Annotated in this window: 22 protein-coding genes; 11 read left to right on the forward strand and 11 right to left on the reverse strand. The window is 51.8% G+C overall.

Features of this window, described 5'->3' with window-relative positions; genetic code table 11:
* Positions 1–373 precede the first annotated feature (373 nt).
* On the reverse strand, positions 374–562 hold the full coding sequence (locus tag SH449x_RS03655) for a hypothetical protein (RefSeq protein ID WP_482379960.1): 189 nt from the start codon (positions 560–562) through the stop codon (positions 374–376).
* Positions 563–1,348: 786 nt separating this feature from the next.
* Here SH449x_RS03655 and SH449x_RS03660 point away from each other — a divergent pair.
* Entirely contained in the window at positions 1,349–2,227 is an 879-nt protein-coding gene (locus SH449x_RS03660) for a tyrosine-type recombinase/integrase (RefSeq protein ID WP_482379961.1), read from the forward strand.
* Here the strand turns inward: SH449x_RS03660 and SH449x_RS03665 are convergent, their stop codons facing one another.
* The 10 genes from SH449x_RS03665 to SH449x_RS03710 all read right to left on the reverse strand — a co-directional run bounded on the left by SH449x_RS03665 (position 2,228) and on the right by SH449x_RS03710 (position 11,530).
* Positions 2,228–2,728, reverse strand: a complete 501-nt coding sequence (locus SH449x_RS03665) for a hypothetical protein (protein ID WP_482379962.1) — start codon at positions 2,726–2,728, stop codon at positions 2,228–2,230.
* A 1,132-nt stretch (positions 2,729–3,860) separates the two neighbouring features.
* A complete protein-coding gene (locus SH449x_RS03670; RefSeq protein ID WP_482379963.1) occupies positions 3,861–5,837 on the reverse strand; it encodes a terminase gpA endonuclease subunit in 1,977 nt (658 codons plus the stop codon).
* A gap of 322 nt (positions 5,838–6,159) precedes the next feature.
* The gene (locus SH449x_RS03675) at positions 6,160–6,369 is read right to left on the reverse strand and encodes a hypothetical protein (protein WP_482379964.1); all 210 of its coding nucleotides are present in this window, start codon (positions 6,367–6,369) and stop codon (positions 6,160–6,162) included.
* The gene (locus SH449x_RS03680; RefSeq protein WP_482379965.1) at positions 6,359–6,763 is read right to left on the reverse strand and encodes a hypothetical protein; all 405 of its coding nucleotides are present in this window, start codon (positions 6,761–6,763) and stop codon (positions 6,359–6,361) included. The genes SH449x_RS03675 and SH449x_RS03680 overlap by 11 nt, the downstream gene beginning before the upstream one ends.
* Positions 6,760–8,901, reverse strand: a complete 2,142-nt coding sequence (locus SH449x_RS03685) for a phage head spike fiber domain-containing protein (protein ID WP_482379966.1) — start codon at positions 8,899–8,901, stop codon at positions 6,760–6,762. The genes SH449x_RS03680 and SH449x_RS03685 overlap by 4 nt, the downstream gene beginning before the upstream one ends.
* 1 nt (position 8,902) lies before the next feature.
* On the reverse strand, positions 8,903–9,289 hold the full coding sequence (locus tag SH449x_RS03690; protein WP_482379967.1) for a hypothetical protein: 387 nt from the start codon (positions 9,287–9,289) through the stop codon (positions 8,903–8,905).
* Between the two features lie 2 nt (positions 9,290–9,291).
* Positions 9,292–9,558 carry a hypothetical protein gene (locus SH449x_RS03695; protein ID WP_482379968.1) on the reverse strand — a complete coding sequence of 89 codons (267 nt, stop codon included), beginning with the start codon at positions 9,556–9,558 and terminating at the stop codon, positions 9,292–9,294.
* A 19-nt stretch (positions 9,559–9,577) separates the two neighbouring features.
* A complete protein-coding gene (locus tag SH449x_RS03700) occupies positions 9,578–10,294 on the reverse strand; it encodes a hypothetical protein (RefSeq protein WP_482379969.1) in 717 nt (238 codons plus the stop codon).
* Positions 10,285–11,199: a S8 family peptidase gene (locus SH449x_RS03705; RefSeq protein WP_482379970.1), complete on the reverse strand. Its 915-nt coding sequence runs from the start codon at positions 11,197–11,199 to the stop codon at positions 10,285–10,287. Before SH449x_RS03705 ends, SH449x_RS03700 begins: the two co-directional genes overlap by 10 nt.
* Before the next feature lie 10 nt (positions 11,200–11,209).
* Positions 11,210–11,530, reverse strand: coding sequence for a hypothetical protein (locus SH449x_RS03710; RefSeq protein WP_482379971.1), 321 nt, complete (start codon positions 11,528–11,530; stop codon positions 11,210–11,212).
* A gap of 251 nt (positions 11,531–11,781) precedes the next feature.
* Here SH449x_RS03710 and SH449x_RS03715 point away from each other — a divergent pair, with 251 nt between their 5' ends.
* The 10 genes from SH449x_RS03715 to SH449x_RS03760 all read left to right on the forward strand — a co-directional run bounded on the left by SH449x_RS03715 (position 11,782) and on the right by SH449x_RS03760 (position 19,724).
* The gene (locus SH449x_RS03715; protein WP_482379972.1) at positions 11,782–12,060 is read left to right on the forward strand and encodes a hypothetical protein; all 279 of its coding nucleotides are present in this window, start codon (positions 11,782–11,784) and stop codon (positions 12,058–12,060) included.
* Positions 12,047–13,645 carry a phage portal protein gene (locus tag SH449x_RS03720; protein WP_482379973.1) on the forward strand — a complete coding sequence of 533 codons (1,599 nt, stop codon included), beginning with the start codon at positions 12,047–12,049 and terminating at the stop codon, positions 13,643–13,645. The genes SH449x_RS03715 and SH449x_RS03720 overlap by 14 nt, the downstream gene beginning before the upstream one ends.
* Positions 13,635–15,056, forward strand: coding sequence for a signal peptide peptidase SppA (sppA, locus tag SH449x_RS03725; protein WP_482379974.1), 1,422 nt, complete (start codon positions 13,635–13,637; stop codon positions 15,054–15,056). The genes SH449x_RS03720 and sppA overlap by 11 nt, the downstream gene beginning before the upstream one ends.
* A 66-nt stretch (positions 15,057–15,122) precedes the next feature.
* Positions 15,123–15,851 (forward strand): hypothetical protein, encoded by a 729-nt coding sequence (locus tag SH449x_RS03730; RefSeq protein WP_482379975.1) that lies wholly within the window; start codon positions 15,123–15,125, stop codon positions 15,849–15,851.
* A 100-nt stretch (positions 15,852–15,951) separates the two neighbouring features.
* Complete coding sequence (locus SH449x_RS03735; protein WP_482379976.1) at positions 15,952–16,932, forward strand: hypothetical protein; 981 nt, start codon at positions 15,952–15,954, stop codon at positions 16,930–16,932.
* Positions 16,933–16,959: 27 nt separating this feature from the next.
* Entirely contained in the window at positions 16,960–17,310 is a 351-nt protein-coding gene (locus tag SH449x_RS03740) for a hypothetical protein (RefSeq protein WP_482379977.1), read from the forward strand.
* 1 nt (position 17,311) lies between these two features.
* A complete protein-coding gene (locus SH449x_RS03745) occupies positions 17,312–17,821 on the forward strand; it encodes a hypothetical protein (protein ID WP_482379978.1) in 510 nt (169 codons plus the stop codon).
* Entirely contained in the window at positions 17,818–18,762 is a 945-nt protein-coding gene (locus SH449x_RS03750; RefSeq protein ID WP_482379979.1) for a hypothetical protein, read from the forward strand. Before SH449x_RS03745 ends, SH449x_RS03750 begins: the two co-directional genes overlap by 4 nt.
* Positions 18,759–19,349: a hypothetical protein gene (locus SH449x_RS03755; RefSeq protein ID WP_482379980.1), complete on the forward strand. Its 591-nt coding sequence runs from the start codon at positions 18,759–18,761 to the stop codon at positions 19,347–19,349. Before SH449x_RS03750 ends, SH449x_RS03755 begins: the two co-directional genes overlap by 4 nt.
* Before the next feature lie 69 nt (positions 19,350–19,418).
* On the forward strand, positions 19,419–19,724 hold the full coding sequence (locus SH449x_RS03760; RefSeq protein WP_482379981.1) for a hypothetical protein: 306 nt from the start codon (positions 19,419–19,421) through the stop codon (positions 19,722–19,724).
* Positions 19,725–19,897 lie beyond the last annotated feature (173 nt).

Raw genomic sequence — 19,897 nt, forward strand, 5'->3', positions numbered from 1 at the left:
ATCCGAGTTGCTAGAAGCAAAATAGTGCGTATTGGAACGTCCTGTATGCCGAGAATCGGAGAGTGATCGTTACGCAAACAAAAAGGATATCTTTGGGATCCATCCTGTACTGGCTCGCAGGATGGATCCACAGAGGTTGCGTATGAAACTTAATACTTTACTGGGACACCAGGTGTTCAATGTAGCGCAATTGTCCTCCATTGTTCCGTCATCCGAAGATGAACGATTGGGACAATCGTTTTACAGTATGGTCGATCAAGTGGCCAACTGCACTACTGACTAGTCGGAAATTAGGGCCCCTCCCCGAGCGCAACCCTCTTCGTGACAGTACTCTCTTCTTCGAAATGCCGTAAGAGGTTTGCGAGCAGATATATTAGATGAGTTCGAGAACCGTTCTGTCGGTGGCTGACGGGCGGAAGCTCTTCCAATCAGGAAGAACGGAGACCGCTAATGGCCTAAAAAGTGGGGGCACAGCACGAAGCGACCCGCGAAACACGGTTGACAGGATTACACCGCGAGAGAGGGGAGTGACACAAGAGTTGTCTTGAGAATAGTTGATCATCGATCCTTTTGCGTTTCTCATATCTCTAGCGGTGTGAATATCTTAAGGCAGGGGGCCGCATGGGGAAACTGTGCGGGAGAATACGTGAGTGGCACTTTTCTTTCTTCTTTCTGTGTCGAGCAGCAAACTCGATGGATGTCTGATAGTCCGTCACGAGCTGGAAAATCGAGCGAGAACCAACTCACAAAAACATAGAAACGCCCCAACAGATCGCCCATTTGCAAAAAAGTGAGTCTAGGATCATCGATTGTGCAAAATGCGCCTCAGAGAAACTCGCGCTTTACCGTCAAATCGACTAATAGCGCCTAGTTCTCGACCCCATTTTTCCGGAATGTCCTGCAGCTCCGGACGGCAGCAGAGTCATGGCTGGTTGCTGAGAAAGGATTTCGCACTGACCACTGGGACGGAAAAGCTCAGGTTGCGAGAGACGGCAAAGAGTTCGAATTCTACCACCTCCACTTGCAGAGATCGTGGCTTGGCTGGAAAGTGCAAAACCCCGGTGTTGTGGCGAGTCACGAAACTTGAACAATAACTCGAATCGGGGTGATCGACGCAAAATCCAACGCAGCAATCCGCTACATACCGAGTTGCATTGGTGCTACAGAAGTCCTAGCAAACTCGAGAATAACACGAATTCATTAGGAAAAACATGGATTTTTCAGCGGAGGACAAGGGATTCGAAGGTGCCGTCAAAATCATTGCGGCAGGAAAAGGAGGAAAAGACGGAACTTTTTTGGACGGATCGAAAACTGGAAACTAAGTTCATTCCGAAAGGAAAACCGTCCCATGACACTGAACGAACTTTTGGACCTTTACGCTCGAAAACGCCTGAAACTTGCGTCCCCAAATACTCTTCGACTCTATCGGCATTCCATCGTAGCTTTCGGTCATTCGCTTGGCCGAGCTGCTACGATCGACGATCTGCACGACGATGCCCTCGAGCTTCACATGGCTCGGATGATCAAAGACGGGTTGTCGATCGCATCGGCCAACAAAGACTACGCCCAGATCACCGCATTGTGGCGATTCGCAAATCGAAACCGCATTGTATCAACCTGGCCAAACGTGATCCCGTATCGAGAGCCAGAGCAAATTCCTCTGGGATGGATGCGTAACGACCTGGAAAAGCTTTTCGCTGCAATCGATCAGGTCGATGGAAAGATTTGTGGCGCACCTGCCAGGATGTGGTGGCGATGCTTGTTGCTCGTATTGCTCGACTCGGGAGAACGCATCGGTGCGATTCGCAAGCTGGAACGATCTCACTTGCTCGGTGATCACCTGCTTGTGCCGTCGCAGTTTCGCAAAGGTAATCGCCGAGACAAGCTGTTCCCCCTGGAAGGCCCAACGCAACAGGCGCTCAAGGATCTACTGGCATTGCATCGCGATCAAAAGCTTTTCCCATGGGACAGATCGGAAACGTACATCTACCACAAGTACGCTAAGATCCTTAAATCCGCTGGGTTGAGCACAGACCGGCGATCAAAGTTCCACCGCATTCGCAGAACGGTCGCGTCCGCTGTTGCCTGCCAGGGAGGAAACCCCACTTCGGCGATGGATCACGCGAACGCTAGAACAACCAAGCGGTATCTCGATCCTCGCATCGTCGGGGAAGTCTCGACGGCGAACTTGGTTCGAGAGTGGATGGCAAACGAGATGGTGAAGTAACTACTTCTTTTTGTTCACGCTCTTTTGATATTCCAACAGCTTTCGCATTGTCGAGAGCTTCATCGTCACCAGTGCTTTCCCCTCGTGTTCTTGCGATTCGACAACCTGCACCGCTGGGACAAGTCGAACGATTTCATCGACCTTGAGCTTCTTGTTGGGATAGTCAACAAGCAGAAACGATTTCTTCTCAAGCTGTAGCAAAGTTGTCTTGTCATCAATGATTTCTTTGACTGTAAATCTATGATGATCAAATGATGCGATCCCATTGACAACTAGATAAGATGGGTCCGCACTACCATCTGGTATGTAATTCTTCTTTGGTCTATATCCGCCGTCAATGTACAGCTTTGTGTCATTGTTCCATTGCTCCATCTTTAACATCTTAGCTCTTTCAGCACCCCCTCCTTGAACGCGAGACTCATTGCCTCGAACTCCTTGGCCCAGCGAAACAGAGCCCATAACCAGCCAGGTGGAAGCCACTACAAACGCGATTCGGTGCATAACACCCACTCCTATTGAACGACCCAGAAACAGAAAGCCTAATGCAAATACCAGGCAGAATCGATTCTAACGGTTGTCGCGCAAAAAAACGAAAAAATTGATTTTCAAAAAATGAAAAAACGAAAAACGAAAAATCGAAATTTCAAAACCACCCGAAAGAGGGGGTTTTCCCGTTCCAATAGGACGTTCAGGACGCTTCTAGGACGGCTCTAGGACGTGCTTTTCCCTTTATATTCCTTATATATTCTTCTTTTCGTCTTATCGTCTTATTAAAAAAGAAGAATAGAGGTAATAAGAAACTGTTAATGGTAGAGGAATGGCAGAGTGGTGATACCGAGAGCTGTAAAGATTGCCGGGATAGAAAATCGATAGGCCGATAGGACGGATAGGACGGACCACGAATAGGAGGCCCGTAGACGAACGCAAGGCGATGGGCTGGGAGAAATGCCAAGCGAGCGATTTAGACGAGCGAGAGGTATCAAAACGGAGCCCAGGCGGGAAGTCTTGGGTCCCTTCTGACTGCCACTTTTTCCTTGCGGTGGCAAAATCGCAGATTTGCTCGCAAAAGTTAGGCTTTCTAATTTTGGCAGACAAAAAAATAAGCCCCGCTGATGCGAGGCCCGTTTTTTCGTTTTTCGATTTTCGTTTTTCAAATTTTGATTTTTGAAATTTCGAAAATCGATTTTTCAGATTTCGAGATCCGGAATTTTCGAATTTTCGTTTTTCGAATTTTCGTTTTTCGAAATTTCAGAATTTCCGATTTTCTCGGGCTCGGAATTTTTCGCAGCGATCGGTGCGACCGGCTCGGCCTGCGCGACGACCGGAGGGAGCTGAGACTCCACCTGCTCGAGGATCCAGCAGAGCGTCGTGGCCGTGCTATTCACTGGCCGGTTGTCTGCGGTCGTTGCACCTTTGAGCATGAGACCGTTCATAATCCTGTGAAGCGTCGTAATATGATAATGTCTCATTCGATATGAATTAGATATTACATTCCGACTCTTATAACCTTTCGAATCCTGTACAGTAGCAGGTATTGTGAGCGTTACATTTCTCACTTCGAAAGCTTCGACAGATGTAACCGAACTAATTGAATCCATCACCATCCCCTTGTAGTTGCCGTGCCTGGCGTCGGCTATTGTACGAAATGTATCGACTGTAGAGAAGAGATGCAGCCATGGACTTCGGCAGCGGCACAAGCCATGTAGGTCGCATCGAGCCAGTGATTGTTCGGCGATACTGGGATGAACTCCTTTTCGCGGAAGCCTTTCTTGGCTCGGTACTCTTCGGCAACGATGTGCTTCGCGAATGCCGTGTGAGCCCTTACCCTGGCAGGTCGAAACAGCGTGAGCGTGTTTGGGTTCTGATTGCCCAGGCTGTCGAACGACTCAGTGCGGAATCGCTCTTGGACCCACAACTTCCAAAAGTTCGCGTCGGGGTGATAGAGCCAGACTCCCTTTTGCGAATGCTGCTTGGCCCACCAGTGGTTGCCGTAAAGGATATCGTCTTGTTGTTGCGGTTCGAAAGACTGAGGTTTAGGGCCCTGACCCTTACCGTATCCTTTCGATGCTGCGATCGGGGGGAAGTCCAAGCAATTGACGATAAACTCGTACAACGCATCGGTGAGCACCCCATCGGAAGTGTCGAGGAACGTCCAGTCTGGCGGAGCTGCGGAGTTCGCTTGTTCTTCCTGCCAGTCGGCCAATGCTGCCTTGATAGACTTTTCGATTGATGCCTCGTTGTAGTTGTGGACCTCGATCACCCCGTAGTCTGTGATCAGGCCGCGATTCTCTCCGAGCCAGGCGATCTTGGTCCAATGGCAGAACCGCTTGCCCACGTCCACCCCGCAAGTGATCCCGATGGCTTCGTCTGGTACCTTGCCTTGCTCGTACCCGTTGGTGCGAGACTCGACCACCTTCGCGCGAAGGATATCGTCTGGCTCCTGTGTGTCTTCGTCGAACACCCGAGTGTCGTTTTGGTATTCGCAAAGGAACGATTCGACTGACTCGCTATCGCACATGAAGTTCATGCAGGCCTGCAATGCTGTGATCTCGATCGGGTTCCCGTGCGGGGAGAGCTTGTTCTTGAACCGGTACGGGTTCCCCATCTTGCATCCGGCGTTCATCGCTTCGAAGTTGTCAATGTAGAACTGGGTCGCCTTCCACGCGAACTTGTCGCCTTCGAACTGGCAGGCTTTTCGAAGCTCGAAATAGTTCTCCCACAAGTGCCGGTTCGTAGGCCATTCGCGAATCAAGCCGCGTCGAATCCCACCCCAGGCTGGCTTTTGCTGCCGATCGGTGATCTTGGCCGCAAGGCTGTGCTTGTTCATGATCGTCACCAAGGCCACCATGCCGAACAGCCCCGAGGGACCTTTGAGGCCTGCGAAGTCCTCTTCGATGATCCGCAATCGCTCGCGAACTGTGTCTGGGTTGTTCGCCGACTGCCTGGTCTCGGGATCGTCGATCACGCCGAAGTCTGGACGCATCCCGTCGACCAGGGCGCCACGGATCGCACCATCGATCGAGAGCGGCTGAATGATCCCGCCCGAGCAAGGAGATCCGTCCACCTCTGGCAGGTGAATCGCGTTAGCAGTCCACCGAACATTCGTTAGCTTGCCCGATACGGTTTGCTTGCCAGCCAAGCGGGAATCGTTCCCCAGGGCTCGGAGCGGGTAGCCGATCTCTGGGAAGTCCTCGACGAACTTGTCCGACGTGAGAAGCTTTTTGAGGTTGCTGAGGATCTGGTTCGCTTTGTCCTCGATCGCGGCCAGGATCACCGGGAAGCTAATAAGCCCCCGGCACAATCCCCAGGTGATCATCCCGGTACAGATCGACGTCTTGCCGTCACCCCGAGGAGCTGCGATCGACGTTTGCGTCCCGTACTCGATCGATTCCGCGATCGCATCGATACACTCGTTTTGGTACGACACAAACGGGTTGAAAAAGATCCAATCGAAGTAAGTGCGGAGGTAGCGTTGCGGATCAGCGAGGCAGAGTGCGCGACGCTTGGGAGATCTTACCCCTGGCAGGCGAAGATCCCGAGCCATGAACCGCCGCTCGTTCATTAGCTGGCGTTGGTATTCGCGTTGTTTATCTGAGTGATCGTAAGCCATTCATGCAATTTATTCCAATTGCTAATAGCTCACAACGAATTGAAACGCAAGAACTAGCAAGAACTAGCAAGAATTAACCAGAACCGGAAATTTCTTTCGGGTCCATAGCCCGTGAATCCTCTCCCACTCTACACTCGATGCGTCGTCCAATCGGCAAGACTAAAGCCTGCCGGGAATGCGTAGATCGTCTGGCCTGGTGTGCGTGTTAGTGTGACTGGTGTCATGTTGTTATCCTATTGCGATCCCATCTCGTACATCCCGCCTGTGAGCGTGTTGGGCAGCACCGAGATTGAGACCGCGTTGGCGTTGATGTAGCGTTGCATTACAGGCTCCAATCCGTAAATGCCGACAGGTCAATCGGAGTCAGTTGGTAACCGCCGCCAAGTGTTGTCATTGCCGCATTGACCTCGCTTGCGTACATGCCGATATTCGGGCAGCCGATAGCAGTGAAATGGCATCCGAGCAACTCTGCAAGCCCAGAGTCATCCCGAACATTTACTGTGTCACCGTCTTTCCAGATTTCAAGATTCATCGTCGGTCTCCACTCTCGTCAGTCCCATTGCCTGCAACGCCATCATAGCATCATCCATTACAATACCAACGATCTGCTCTGGATTGGCTGTAGGTATATCTCCCTCACCCATCCATAGCTGTATTTTGCTTTGAGCAAAACTTGCTAGCTCAAAGCTCCATTCCTCCGGTGCAAAGTCTCGTCTCTGCAATTGGCTTCCGGCATAAGCAAACAGCGTAGCCGTTGCTTGTGTCGATGCTACGCTGTATTTGTTGCCGTTGGCGTCGATCCAATCGGCTTGGGTAAACGACTCGAAATCACCTGCACTTTCGCCTATTGCAACTGCGAGATGGTTCGCGGCTGTCATCAGAGCTTCCGGCACCGCAATCGTCAGACGGTAAGCGTAAAGTGTCATAGGTCGATCCCCGCTTTTGCCGCTACCCAGAATCTTTCGTAGTCTGACAAGACTAACGGATTGAGTATGCGATTGATTACGAAACCGCTGTTCAGATGACCGCTAAAAAACAAACTGGCTTGGTTGCGCGAACCTAGATTCAGAGTCCGCAACGAGTAGTTACCCGTACCCTGATCCGTAGTTGAGTTAATGGCGGAAACTCTGTTGACGGCTAGCGCAAGCAAATCGCTAGAAATTTTGGATTGCATCGTCAACAACCGAACAAACCCTGGCGGAAACGAATTCGCAGAATTCGCCGTAACCAAGTTAGACCCGTTTGATCTCACGCTTATTGTATTCGCTACGTTTCCTGCGGAAATTGAAAAGATGCCAGTGTTGCTGAAGTTATCCCCAAGCTCTAAGACAACTTGCGATGCGTCCGTTAGCTTACGTGCTCCAACACAAACCGTCATCTCATCCGTGTTGCTGAAATCAATCGCGGTTGCACTCTGTAAACAATCGTCGATGCCGTCGAACCAGAGGTAGTTGATGCTTGGCTGGCCGGTTTCGGTTACGTCGAATTGGTTCGTGACTCGTTGGTATGCTGTTGGAGTTGGCCCCACCTCTGCTTGTATTTTTGTCAAAAATATACCTAACGCACTATTTCCAGTTTGATCGGATGTCCAAATTGCAAACAATCCCGCCGCTTGAAGTGGTGCTGTCATGCTACATCGATACCAGCCATCACTTAGCGGCGTGATGGTCGCAGACGTGACCAACGCTCCTGGCGTGACACTCCCGGCACCCGTCAAACTGAAAAACGTGCCTGTCGAAGCGTTGCCTGTATACACACATCTCGGGTTACTCCTGCCGTTCGACTTTGCTTCGAATGTAACCGTCAGCACCGTACCAGCCGCCAAACCGGAAATTGCTGTGTTATTAACCCGTGGAGCCGAACCGCCGTTGACCTCTAAAACGGCATCTGCCGTAAGCGTGCCGTCCGCTGCCGTTGTCGCATTAGGTGTAACCGTTGCGTTAACTTTTGACCAGTAAGCATTCTCCAACTCCTCTGTTCTCTGCAATAAATTTCTCACCCCGCTTTTCGGCCTTCGTGCATACGTCGGCCTGCGGAGTGAGGTGGCTTGTATTAAATTATTTCCTTTGCCTGAAACGTCATCCACTTTACCGACTGGATCGCCGTAAGCGGTAACCGGCGTAGTGCCAGTTGAGTTTTGCCATAGAGTGCCGATCTGGTCTAAGTCCCATGCTAGGCCTCTTTCGGCTGCTGTAGGGAACAGGTGCGTAATGGAAACATCTACTGTCAATGCAACTGCATTTGTGTTTTGCGTCCCAAACTCATTAGTAAGCCTGCAACGGTACAGCCCGTTGTTACCAACCAAGGCAGGATTGAACGGAATGCTCGGTGACGTTGCTCCGGTGATGTTGTTATAACTTACTCCGGCATCGGTGGAGAGTTGCCACTGGTACGTGAGATTGAGATGCGTGTTGGGCAAAATGCCGCCTAGACATGATAGCGAGAGCGAGTCCCCTACGTTGACCGATGCGGCTGTTGGTTGCGTTAAGACTACAGGACGCAGAGCATCTAGCGGACCAACATTGACCCACGCTGCGATAGCTTGCCTTACCCGCTCCGCTGTCCAAGCTCTGCGAGTTGTAGCCGTGCCAGTCTCGGCTTCTTCCTGCGAAATGGTTTCGGCAGTCCATTCGCGTGCGTTAGTTACTGCTGGATCGGTAGTATCAAGCTTACCCGACAATGCCGATGATAAACCAGACACGTCGCTGATTGCGTGACCGTGTGTTAAAGGTGTACGGGCATCGCTTAAACGCGGGTCGGTAGTATCAACCTTGCCAGCCAGTCCAGCCGCTAACTCCGCATCGGTTGCAAACTGGCTAGGATCAACACTCGTTACTTTTCCTGCCGCGTGACCGAGTAGACCAGTACCTGGGAACGTCGTGTCGGTCTCGGGCGTGATGAGATTGGGACCGTTTAGCGACTCGAGCCACTCGGCCTCTGTGCCAACGAAACCGTTGGCTACTGCGATCCCGTAGGCAGAGACTCCTTGGCTGCCAGTTTCGTTGATCTCGACGCTCGTCAGATCGTCGTCGTAGATTTCGATCGATACAAATTCGACTGACATGCTAGCTCCTTGTGACTCGTGGCTCGAGGTTCAAAGGACTCAAGGGGATCGGATACTTGTCGACCCCATCCTTGGTGCGCCGAATGTCGTAAAAGTATTGTCCGTCTTTGCTGCCAAGCACATCACCAGCTGGAAGGCTTGCTGTCGCGGAACCTGCCAGGATGGCGAACACGAAACCGTTGGCGGCTTGTGTAGTATCGAAAGTAAACGAGGCGGATACCGTTGACGACGAAGGAAGCTTCCTCACCTGGCCGGTAAAGGTCTCGCTACTCACGTCGATCACTTCGCCGGTCTGCGTGTTGCGAAAGACCATGCGAATTGTCAACGTCGCACCTTGCTTGACTCGCAAGGGTAAAGGTTGATTTCGGTATCCAATTGCTTTTGACACGATTAGATTTTCACCTCTGTCGAGGGTTTTTCCAAAAGGCTGAGTCGCGTTCTTATTTCTGCAAGCTGCTCTCTTGCTTTGCCGTGCTCTTCTTCGCACTTGTCAAGCTTCTTTTCGAGCATATCAACACGAGCATCCAACTTGATTTCTGCCTTCTCATATGCCGCGATTCGCGACTTGTACAAGTAACTGAGAGCTGAAGCTAGTGTTGCAATCACAGTCGTAACCCCTGCCAAAACCCAACCAAAAAAGGAAGTATCGTTGCTCAATTCCGATCAAGCTTTCTTGCTAGCGTAGTCCGTTTACGATCGCCTGCACCGTTGCAGCGTATTGACTCGATGATTCGATTTTGAGCGTTTGCATAAACGAGTTGTTCGGGATTCTCCAGCCATCAAGCCACAAGGCATCCCGAGAGGATCCGCGACGTTGCAGCAACGTTGACTCAATTGCCATTTGCACTTGTCTCTGTGCTGTGGCAAGCGTTGGGCATTGCCTCGCAGCGCACTTAGCATTGATATCGTTCACTACTGCTTGGAGCGATTTGGCAAGCATTTCCCTGGTAGGTGCATCATTAAGCCGAAGACTGTTGTCTCGAGATAGTTTTGTAAGCTGCTCGAGACCAGTTTGTGGTGGAGGGTCAACCGGATCAACTGGCGGTGGCTCGACTGGTGGAGGAGGTGGAGGGGCATCGACTGATTTAATCTCAACAGTGAGCGAATCAAATTCAATATTCGCTTCTTTGTCGGCAACGATCAGGATAAATTTGTATTTACCCTCTCGAGGAGTGGCGAAGAACACCTGCGACTTAACCGGATCGCAACCGGCCTGAGCTGTCGAGATCCCTTCCGGTACGATCCAGCGATGCGAATCACCGACTGAATTGTTGCTGTTGAGCACTACCAATTCACCTGGTAATGCACTCTCCGGACCGTCGATCACTGCTTTAGTTTGCCCCAAACATGCAGTGATCAGTAACAACCAAATCGATAAAGTTCTTATGACCACAACAGTTCCCCCCGAATAAGCGACTGCAAAAGATGGTCGGACACTGGAACGCCCCAACCGAAACGAGGATCGAAGCCAGGAGCCCCTGCATCCTTGAGGTTCTTCTTGAAGATCTCTCGCACCACGCTAGCTGCCTTCATTCGCGTGGCTCCTTGTCGGTACATGATCTCGAGCATGCACGCGAGCAAGCCAGACCCGAATGGTGTTGCCATGCTGGTCCCAGACATAGTTCGGAAGCCGCTGCCATTGGTCGAGAAGCTAATGATCTGCTCCCCTGGACACGCCCAATCAATCTGAGGCCCGCCCGATGAAAAGTTCGCGATCCGACCGTCAGCTCGATAAGCTCCGGTACAGAGACAGTTTTCGTATCGGGCAGGCCATCCGATTGTGTTGGCTCCGTTGTAGCCAGCGTTCCCCGCAGCTGCGTTGACTACGCATCCCAACGACCAGGCATGATCGATCGCACGGTTCGTCTCGGCATCGCTACCGCCCCCACCCAGGGAAAGGCTAATCACGTCAGCCCCCTGATCCGCAGCCCAACGGATACCGGCAGCGATCGCCGAAGATGAACCGCTCCCCTGGTTCGACAAGCACTTAAACACGATCAAATCAGAGCCTTTAGCGACTCCAATTCCATCGCGACCAAGAGCTGTTCCAGCGCAGTGGGTACCATGGCCGTGACCGTCGAGCACGGACTGACCAGCGATAAACGATCGTTGTGCAATCGGGACCGGCCCACTGACATGCTTGGTGTATCCCGTATCGCCGATAGCGATTTTGATACCACGTCCGGTTGCAATCTCTGCAACCTTATCAGCTAGTTCAGTAGGCCAATGCCAAAGCCTCGGAGACAACGCGAAGAAGTCATCCAAGACAACCAGGTCAGGTGGAAGTGTGTAGTCCATGGCTCGGAGATTAGCTCCTGCGCGAGAGCCAAAGCTCGATCAACTTGAGGATGATCGGGATCCATGGAGTAGGATCGAAATTCGGGTCGGCTTGAACCGATGGCTCGAGCATCGACTCGAGAGCGAGAAGGCAACCGTCGAGAGTTGCAGGTACCTCAAGCACATCGAAGACTTGAGAAGTGAAATTGTTGTTGAGCAATGAGCCGATCTCACCGGTGATCGCACCGACAAGCATCATGTTTTCAGCAAACTTGCGTTCGCCCGATCGAATGTTCTTGACCAGTTCCATAACGTGATCAAGAGGAACTCGAGGTTGAAAGGCATACATCATTAACCATCCCCTTAAACTAAGACTTTCGGAAATTCCGAGTTGAACATTGTCAGCTTCTTGATAGTATCTCTTTGCCTCCGGTGTACAAGGTTGTTCAACACGCGGAAATCTATTTATATAACTACGATAACTCACTGTGCTTCAAGTGCTTGAGTCGGCTACTGTCGTGTTCGTATTCGGTGCAGCTACCTGTTTATCGGATTTGTTTATAAACATCTTTTCTAGGTGAGTGCGTTTGGTATTGTTTCATCATGGCACCTGTTGACATGAACGAAATCATTGAAACGATCAACACCAATGCGGATTGGCCCGAGACCATGAGTCTCACTAAGGCCAAGCTGTTCGCGTCGGCAGTTCGTCGCTATATCATTTTTTCGCCAAAGCAATCTTCACAACCTGGCGGGTTCGGCTTGACCATCGACACTGTGACAATGAAGCAACTGCTCGATCAAGCTCAAGAGTTTATTACCGCCAACGATCCTTCGTTAAGTTCATTCTCGATACTGGGGGTTCGTCATGGGCACCGGTAGGTACGATGTGAACATTGCTGAGAATCTCCATGAGTTCCGGTCGGACTATGATGCCGCTCGCGAATCTAACTATGTGCGATCGCGTGCAGGACTTGCCCCCCTGGGAGGCGGTGCGGATTATCACATTCGCAGTGAGCCCACCTACTTAAAATTTATTGAGCGTGCTCGCGATCTCTGCCGCAATGCTTCGATCGTTGAAAAGTCAATTGAAAAAGCCGCTACCAATGTCGTTGGCGACGGGTTCGTATTGCGACCCGAGACCGGCGATTCTGAAGCGGATCTTTATCTTTTCGAAAAGTGGAAAGCATGGAGCGAGAACCGTGACGATTGTGATATTGCAGGGGAAAAATCATGGTCCGAAATGGAAGAACTTGCCGTCATATCGTGCATTCGAGACGGCGATATTATCGGCCTGGGAACCACAAGCGGTCAGCTGCAAATCGTCGAAAGCCACCAGGTCAGGAATCCGAAAGGCAAGCGAGGCGAAAAGAAGAACGCGAAGCCGATCATCGGGGTTGAGATCAACGAGTATCGCAAGCCTCAGATCTATCACATTCGAGCCGAATCCGTCGACCCGTATCGTACAACTCAACAAGAAGAAAGTCGACCTGTTCGAGTCCGTGATTCTAACGGAGTCCGAGTTCTTTTCCACTTCTTCGTGCGAGATCGATCCTCAGCGACTCGTGGGGTCACCGCTCTAGCTCCGTGCTTTCAAAAGCTCGCGATGTTCGACGACTTGGACTTCGCGAAGCTCGTTCAGGCTCAAGCTTTATCTTGCATCGTCGTCCAACGAATTAAGGATGCGGCTCGGGCCGGTATGCCTACCAGGGCAGGATCTGTTGGGCTTCCCAAGACGGAGCAACAGGACAGCACTCAGGTAAGTATCGAGCAAGTGCAGCCAGGCACAAGCTATGACAACAAGGCCGGTGAAAAGCTCGAAGCGTTTTCGCCTGACGTCCCGAACACGAACTACTTCGAACATGCCAAGATGTTGCTGACGATGTTCTTTTTGAATATCGGTTTGCCATACGTCATGGGCATGATGGATGCGAGCGAAACCAACTTCTCAGGCTGGCGTGCCGCAACGGACGAAGCGAAGAAGGGGTTCAAGCGGATCCAACGCCAGTTGCGGGACAAGTGGCACCGACCGATCTACACCTGGAAGGTCCACCAATGGATCGCCGAAGATCCCAAGGTCAAAGAAATCTATGACCGCATCGGTGATCGCATTTTCAAGCACACATGGGGTATGCCTAAGTGGCCTTACATTCAGCCTGTCGAAGATGCCACGGCCAAGATCCTACGCAAGCAGAACATGCTCTCGAGCCCTCGCAGGATCCATGGCGAAGACTCCGAGGACTGGGAAGAGATTGTCGACGAAACCGTTGACGATGTGGCTTATGCCATTCGAGCGGCTGCGATCAAAGCCAAAGAGCTAACCGAGGAGCTAGGTCTAGATCCTCCGTTGCATTGGCGTGAATTACTCAATCTTCCGATTCCGGACGGCTTGCAAATCGCGGTTAATACTGGTGTTCCTGTGACCACGGCACCTGCCAGGGAAGGACAACAAAACAATGCAGCTTAACCTTGATTTCGGTGGGAAACAGGTTCCGTACCTTTCCAATTGGGTCGGTGCATGGGCGATGGAGGAAAAGAACTTCCACGCGCTCCGCACTCAGCTCGAATCGTCGAACTTGAATTTGCACTTGAGCACGGTCGACCAGAACCGACAAGAGGCGTTGGATCGCATCGAAGATTCGTTTGCGACTACCGAAGAGGGGATTGGCGTGATCAACATCGAGGGTGCTTTGATGAAGCATGCCTCGAGTTTCAGTTCATCCAGCTCGACGGTTGCAATCCGCAAGCAATTGCGAGCCATGGCCGCCGACCCGCGAGTCTCTGGGATCCTGCTCAAGATCGACTCACCTGGCGGAACGGTATCGGGAACCAAGGAACTGGCTGACGAAATCGTCAAAGCTCGCGAATCGAAACCGGTTTGGGCGTTCTGCAACGATCTCACTGCATCGGCAGCTTATTGGATCGCGAGTCAGTGCGACCGCATCGAGGCGAATCCCACTTCCCTGGTAGGTTCCATCGGTACTTATTGCGTCGTGGTCGATTCTAGCAAGGCCGCCGAGAAGGCCGGTTTCGAAGTCCACGTTGTGCGAGCAGGTGCATTCAAAGGCATGGGCACTTCTGGCACCGAGATCACAGACGATCAGCTTGCCGAGTTGGACAAGCAGGTCGTTGGGCTGAACCAATTTTTCTTACAAGCTGTCGAGTCTGGTCGTTCGCTCTCGAGGGAGCAGGTAGCCAGTCTCGCAGATGGTCGATGTCACTTGGCCCAACAAGCCAAGACGCTCGATCTGATTGACGACGTGTCATCGTTCGAAGATTTCTTCGACCGATTTGTTAGTTCTGTTTCTACACCGGGTTCACCGGTGGTTTCTCACAGTGAGGATATTGATATGAGTGCTGAGACCGCTAAGCCGGTACCTGCGACGATTGCTCAACTCGAGCAACGATTCCCCGAAGCTTTGGACTCTTGGAAGCTTTCCTGCCTCAAGGCCGGATACACCATGGAGCAAGCTGTCGAAAACTACAACCAAGTGCTGATCGCCGAGAAGGCCGCACTGACCAAGAAGCTCGAAGCCGCTGAGAAGCGAGCCGAGCAACTGGCATCTTCCAAGCCTGGCGTGTCGGCTCTCAAGCCAAAAAGCCGCAAGTCTTGCTCCGAGTACGACAAGGACAAGGAGATGGAAGAAGACGAAGAGGAAATGGCCGAAGACGATGAGTTGATGGAAGAAGACGAAGAGGAAATGGCTGAGGAAGAAGAAGAGACCACTGCAAAGTGGAATCGTCTTGTTGATCGCGAACTTGCTTCTTGTAAGGGTGATCGCCAAAAGGCTACCTCTAAGGTTGCGAAGCGATACCCAGGTTTGCGAGCCAAGCTAGTAGCTTCCGCCAACGCTGGCCGTCGACGTTCCCGTCGCTAGTTTCTCTGCTCGATAGCAAAGAACAAAACTTACAGAACCAAAACTTAGTTTGAGGAATTTTTGATTATGAGTCAGTACGTCGAGACTGCAACTAAGACCTTTAACGCGGGTGGTGCTATTGCGCAGCACTTGCGCGTCATCGGTCCCACGTCACTTACCCTGGCAGGTGCTGGGGACATTGAGCTAGGCACGATGGATCTGCCTTGCCTCGCTGCCGGTCCTACAACCGTCCGTTTGCGATCAGCACAAGGAACCGCCAAGTTCGTTGCCAATGGTGCGATCTCTGCCGGAGCTGCGGTGTTTGCCGCTGCTGGTGGCAAGGTCGGAGCTTCCGGAACGATCTATATCGGCGATGCTCTCGAGGCTGCTTCTGGCGACGGGGCAGTGATCGAAGTGTTGCGAGGTCCATTGCCTGGCGTGCAAACCGTTCGCCAGCGATTCACCACGGCTGAGATCAATGCTGGTGCGACTTTGCTGCCTGCAATGCCTGGCCGCAAGTACCGTCTGGTTGACTGTGCAATGATCGCCATTGGTGGTAATGCTGCCACGGCTACCAGTGTCGATCTGCGAGGTACTCAGGCCGCTTCGGTGGTCAATCTCGTTGCCGCTGCGGTAGCTGGATTGACCCAAAACACTTTGTTGCGAGCAGGTGCAACCAATGCTGCGATCTTGGCCGCTGGTGCCTCGTTCGCGCCTTGTGATGTCAACACTCCGATCACAGTTGCCAAAACTGGATCCAACTTGGCGACTGCAACGCATGTTGATTTCTTAGTTTCGTACACCATCGAAAACTAAGCGAAACATCCCCGAAGCTGCCCGGTGTGCATGGCTTCCACATGCCGGGCAGCCTTCTGAAACTCAAAATCTGATTCAAAAAATAAGGAATTGAAAAGTTATGGCTAGTCCAACCAGTTCACTCGCAACCCTCCGACCTGAGTTGGCCGGATCGTTGATGGAGTTCGATCTCGCAATGAACCAACGTGGTTTCATTGCATCCCAAGTGCTACCAGTGATCGACGTGTCTTACCAGTCTGGTAACTACGGACGCATTCCGATTGAAGAACTACTCCAAGAGCGAGAAACCTCGCGGGCTCCTGGGTCTGGATACTCTCGAAGTAAGTTCAACTTCAAGCCTGAGAGCTACGCTTGCCTCGAGAACGGTGCAGAAGAAGTCATCGACGACCGAGAAGCTCAGATGTACGCCGAGTACTTCGACGCGGAACTGGTCGCAACGGCTCGAGCTTACTCATCGGTCTTGGTCAACCAAGAAAAGCGAGTCGCTTCCAAGCTGTTCAACACGTCTGTTTACACTGGTGTTGATTTCTATTTGGATACCACGGTCCCGTGGACTCAAGCGACCTACGACACGTCCAAGCCAATCGATGATGTTCAGTTCGCTGCTGATAAGGTGTACGCAAACACTGGTCTTTATGCCAACGCGTTGATCTGCAATCGATTTGTTTTCCGCGATCTCAAGCGATCTGAGCAAATCATTGATGCTTTGGTGGCGATGGGTGCTGGTAACCGGTCGACATTGCGAGACGTTACGGCTGATCAAATCGCTGCCGCTTTGGATCTCGATATGATCATCGTTGCCGAGGGAAGCCGCAACAGTGCAGCCGAAGGGCTCAATGCTTCGATCGGCCAAATCTGGTCAAGCTCCTACGCCATGGTAGCTCGAGTTTGCACAACCAACGACATTCGCGAGCCTGGTCTCGGTCGAACGTTCCACTGGTCTGGTGACGGATCTGCTGTGGGTGGTGCTGTTGAGTCCTACCGAGACGAAACCGTACGGGGCGATGTGATTCGAGTTCGACACGACACCGACGAAAAGATCCACTACTTCGAGTGTGGATTCTTGCTCAAGGTCGACTGATCCTAGTTCTCCTTCCCCTGGCAGGTCATGACTCGCTTCGCGATTCTCAATCAATTAGCTGCACAGACTCACTCGTTTTTCCACGGTGAGACTGTGCAGTATTTTCGAGCCGGTGAACACCAGCCTCGAGAGTACATAGCTTTGATTGAGCGACAGTATGACCAGATTGTCAAGGAGGTAGGTGATCTGTCTTCTCCCGCGTGGATCATTTCCTTGATCGCCACTGAGGACAAGACGAAAGGTATTACTCCTGCTCAGGTCAACACTGATTACGATCGCGTTAATATCGAGATCCATCCAGGTGAGGGATTCTCGGAGCGGTCAGTTGTTCGGATTCTATCCAGCCACGCTGGGAAAACACGCTTATTGATTGTTTAGCATGTCATCAGTATTCGATTCAGAAACCACTGCTCCTGTTCTCGAGCGTATCGCCGATACGATCCTTGAGCGTGTTGCAGCTGCGAATATCGCTGACGTCAAGATCAATCGCCCCGATCGGGAAGGCAGGAATTTTACCCCAGCCAATCGATCGATTTCGTTGCATCAGCTCGAGGTCGCTTGGAACGAGACGTTAAGCCATGAGGGAAACCCTCCTGTCATGGCTTATGACGTCACTTTCCACCTGGCCTGCTTTGTTCGCAACCAAACGGAATACGAAAACTCTTACGCTGCGGCTTGCAACAAAATTGCAGCCGAGGTGATTCGAGCTATTACCAATCCCGCTGTCGATCCTGCGCTTTGGTACAACATGGACGGCCTCGCAATTAACTCAGAGATCGGAAGTCAATTTCCGCTGCCCAACGAAGAGGGCAAGATCACTGGTGTCATTGTGCCGTTGGTTGTTACCTACCGTGTGTCAGAAAATAACCATTATGAGGTCCGTGCATGAGCACTCCATTACTTAGTCGCAAATCTGTATTCGCTGCCAAGATCGAAACCACTGCCGGTACCGCTGAGACGATCACGGCTGCTGAAGGCGTATTCAACGCGCAAGACATTTTGCTTAACGCTAACCCTACGTTCACCGAGCGACCTGGCCAGGGTGGTGTAGGCCGCCGCCCTTCTACGGTTGAGGGTCACACTGGCCAGATGACGTTCCGAACCGAAGTAGGCTACGACGGAACAAACATTCCGACTTGGGCGTCGGTACTGTTTCCCGCTTGTGGCCTTGTCGACAACGGATCTGGTGTGTTCTTTCCTCGATTCGAAGCTCCTGGCACCAACGTAAAAACACTGACTCTTGCCCAGTATCTTGATGGGAAGCGTCGAACATTGCGGGGGGCTTCTGGTACCTTCCAGATGGTGTTCGAGACTGGCAAGCTGGCGTATATCGACTGGACATTCAGTGGGATCTGGGGTGGCGAAACCGCAGTCGCCTTGATCGCTCCCAATTACCCGGAGGCAAACACTCCGCTCCGTGTCTCTGGTGGGGCAACCTCTTTTGCCGGAGTCAACGCTTGCTGCCGCCAAATCACGTTCGATGTTGGCAACACCGTGGTAGGTTTAGAGTGCAATGACAACACCAGCAACGTGACTGGCTTCCATTACTTCTTGATCACCGACCGAAACCCGACTATCACAGGAGATCCCTTGTCTCGCTTGATTGCTGGTCAGGATCGAATGGCAATGATGTTTGGATCGACCGAGGGTGAGTTTATCGCCTCGATCGCAGCTCCGAGCGCGTCGGCTGTGACTCTCAATGCCCCCAAGGCCCAACTATTAAGCAGCCAGCTCGGGGATCGTGACGGGATGGCTGTCGACCAACTCCAATGGCAGTGCAATCGAAACGTAGATGCGGTTGACCAGGAGTTTAGCATCGCGTTCACATGATAACGGTCTCGATTGACAAAGACAGCCAGGAGAAAACTCTTGGCATGCTTGCAGGGACACAAAAGAATCTTCGCAAGCACTTGAAAGCGGTAGTGAATCGCACTTCGAAGCGAACACAAGCTTTCGTGGCAAAGTTGATTCGAGAAGAGATCGTTATCACAACGCGAGGAGCCAAGAACGCGATCAAGCTTACCAAGGCCGCCAGTGACGTGAATTTGATCGCCGAACTGGACGTGGTGCGAGAGGATCGGATTTCACTCAAGGAGTTCGGAGCCAAGCAAAACAAGAAAGGAGTGTCCTATCGAGTATCCAAGGTGGAGGGTCGCAAACACATAAAGGGAGCCTTCATCGTCGCTTCCCTGGGAGGTCACGTCTTCATGCGAGACGGGCTGAAACGCCCAGCTACCAAGGGGCGATACAAAGGCCAGATGCGCCAAAAGATTTACAAGAAACAAGGTCCCTCGCTTTATCGTGTAGTCGCTCAGGATGACAAGCTTGCTGCGATCAACGAATTTACGGGGAACGAATTGACAAAGCAGATGGAAGACCGCATCCGGTTCTTGTCACTGCCGCCAACAGGGGAATGAGAAAAGGGGATTATTGTGCCAGTATTTTTAGAGCCAAACCAAACGTTTGAAATTTGTCTTGATTCAGATATGAACCTGCCAGAGGAAAGCAGGCCGACGTTCATTGCTCGTTCTCAGACGATGCGGAATCAGTTGAAAATTCTCGAAGTCGTTGACCGTCTTTTTGTTGCCGAAAAGATCGAGCTGGCTGGCTTGTTTCAAGAAACGTTAGACATGCTTGCCGTCGCAATTGTCGGCTGGAAGAACATGGGCGGTATTGAGTACAACCCAGAAATGTTCTCGGATGTTCTTACGTATCGCGAGGCTCGAGAACTACTGCGAAAGGTGGCGTTCAATCAACAAGTAACTCCTGAGCAAAAAAAAAGCTCCGAATAGCATCGCTGATCCGTTACGGGATCGTGTGTAGAGGGTGTGGCAATGAGTGTTTCGATAAGCCGACAGAGCATAGTCCGGTCAATGTCCAGTGCCCAATGTGCAATGGTTCAGGGTGCCAACATTGCGACAAGGGAACATTCCCTGTTACCGACTGCTTCGGAACATACTGCCGC

This window comes from Brakhagea baltica, from assembly GCF_052161605.1.
Taxonomy (GTDB): Bacteria; Planctomycetota; Planctomycetia; order Pirellulales; family Pirellulaceae; genus JBKCUI01.

What these genes read in the sequence shown, in the direction of transcription:
- SH449x_RS03655 (WP_482379960.1), bottom strand. Translation starts at nt 562, where the DNA reads ATGATCAACTATTCTCAAGACAACTCTTGTGTCACTCCCCTCTCTCGC.
- SH449x_RS03660 (WP_482379961.1), top strand. Translation starts at nt 1,349, where the DNA reads ATGACACTGAACGAACTTTTGGACCTTTACGCTCGAAAACGCCTGAAA.
- SH449x_RS03665 (WP_482379962.1), bottom strand. Translation starts at nt 2,728, where the DNA reads ATGCACCGAATCGCGTTTGTAGTGGCTTCCACCTGGCTGGTTATGGGC.
- SH449x_RS03670 (WP_482379963.1), bottom strand. Translation starts at nt 5,837, where the DNA reads ATGGCTTACGATCACTCAGATAAACAACGCGAATACCAACGCCAGCTA.
- SH449x_RS03675 (WP_482379964.1), bottom strand. Translation starts at nt 6,369, where the DNA reads ATGAATCTTGAAATCTGGAAAGACGGTGACACAGTAAATGTTCGGGAT.
- SH449x_RS03680 (WP_482379965.1), bottom strand. Translation starts at nt 6,763, where the DNA reads ATGACACTTTACGCTTACCGTCTGACGATTGCGGTGCCGGAAGCTCTG.
- SH449x_RS03685 (WP_482379966.1), bottom strand. Translation starts at nt 8,901, where the DNA reads ATGTCAGTCGAATTTGTATCGATCGAAATCTACGACGACGATCTGACG.
- SH449x_RS03705 (WP_482379970.1), bottom strand. Translation starts at nt 11,199, where the DNA reads ATGGACTACACACTTCCACCTGACCTGGTTGTCTTGGATGACTTCTTC.
- SH449x_RS03710 (WP_482379971.1), bottom strand. Translation starts at nt 11,530, where the DNA reads ATGATGTATGCCTTTCAACCTCGAGTTCCTCTTGATCACGTTATGGAA.
- SH449x_RS03715 (WP_482379972.1), top strand. Translation starts at nt 11,782, where the DNA reads ATGGCACCTGTTGACATGAACGAAATCATTGAAACGATCAACACCAAT.
- SH449x_RS03720 (WP_482379973.1), top strand. Translation starts at nt 12,047, where the DNA reads ATGGGCACCGGTAGGTACGATGTGAACATTGCTGAGAATCTCCATGAG.
- sppA (WP_482379974.1), top strand. Translation starts at nt 13,635, where the DNA reads ATGCAGCTTAACCTTGATTTCGGTGGGAAACAGGTTCCGTACCTTTCC.
- SH449x_RS03730 (WP_482379975.1), top strand. Translation starts at nt 15,123, where the DNA reads ATGAGTCAGTACGTCGAGACTGCAACTAAGACCTTTAACGCGGGTGGT.
- SH449x_RS03735 (WP_482379976.1), top strand. Translation starts at nt 15,952, where the DNA reads ATGGCTAGTCCAACCAGTTCACTCGCAACCCTCCGACCTGAGTTGGCC.
- SH449x_RS03740 (WP_482379977.1), top strand. Translation starts at nt 16,960, where the DNA reads ATGACTCGCTTCGCGATTCTCAATCAATTAGCTGCACAGACTCACTCG.
- SH449x_RS03745 (WP_482379978.1), top strand. Translation starts at nt 17,312, where the DNA reads ATGTCATCAGTATTCGATTCAGAAACCACTGCTCCTGTTCTCGAGCGT.
- SH449x_RS03750 (WP_482379979.1), top strand. Translation starts at nt 17,818, where the DNA reads ATGAGCACTCCATTACTTAGTCGCAAATCTGTATTCGCTGCCAAGATC.
- SH449x_RS03755 (WP_482379980.1), top strand. Translation starts at nt 18,759, where the DNA reads ATGATAACGGTCTCGATTGACAAAGACAGCCAGGAGAAAACTCTTGGC.
- SH449x_RS03760 (WP_482379981.1), top strand. Translation starts at nt 19,419, where the DNA reads ATGAACCTGCCAGAGGAAAGCAGGCCGACGTTCATTGCTCGTTCTCAG.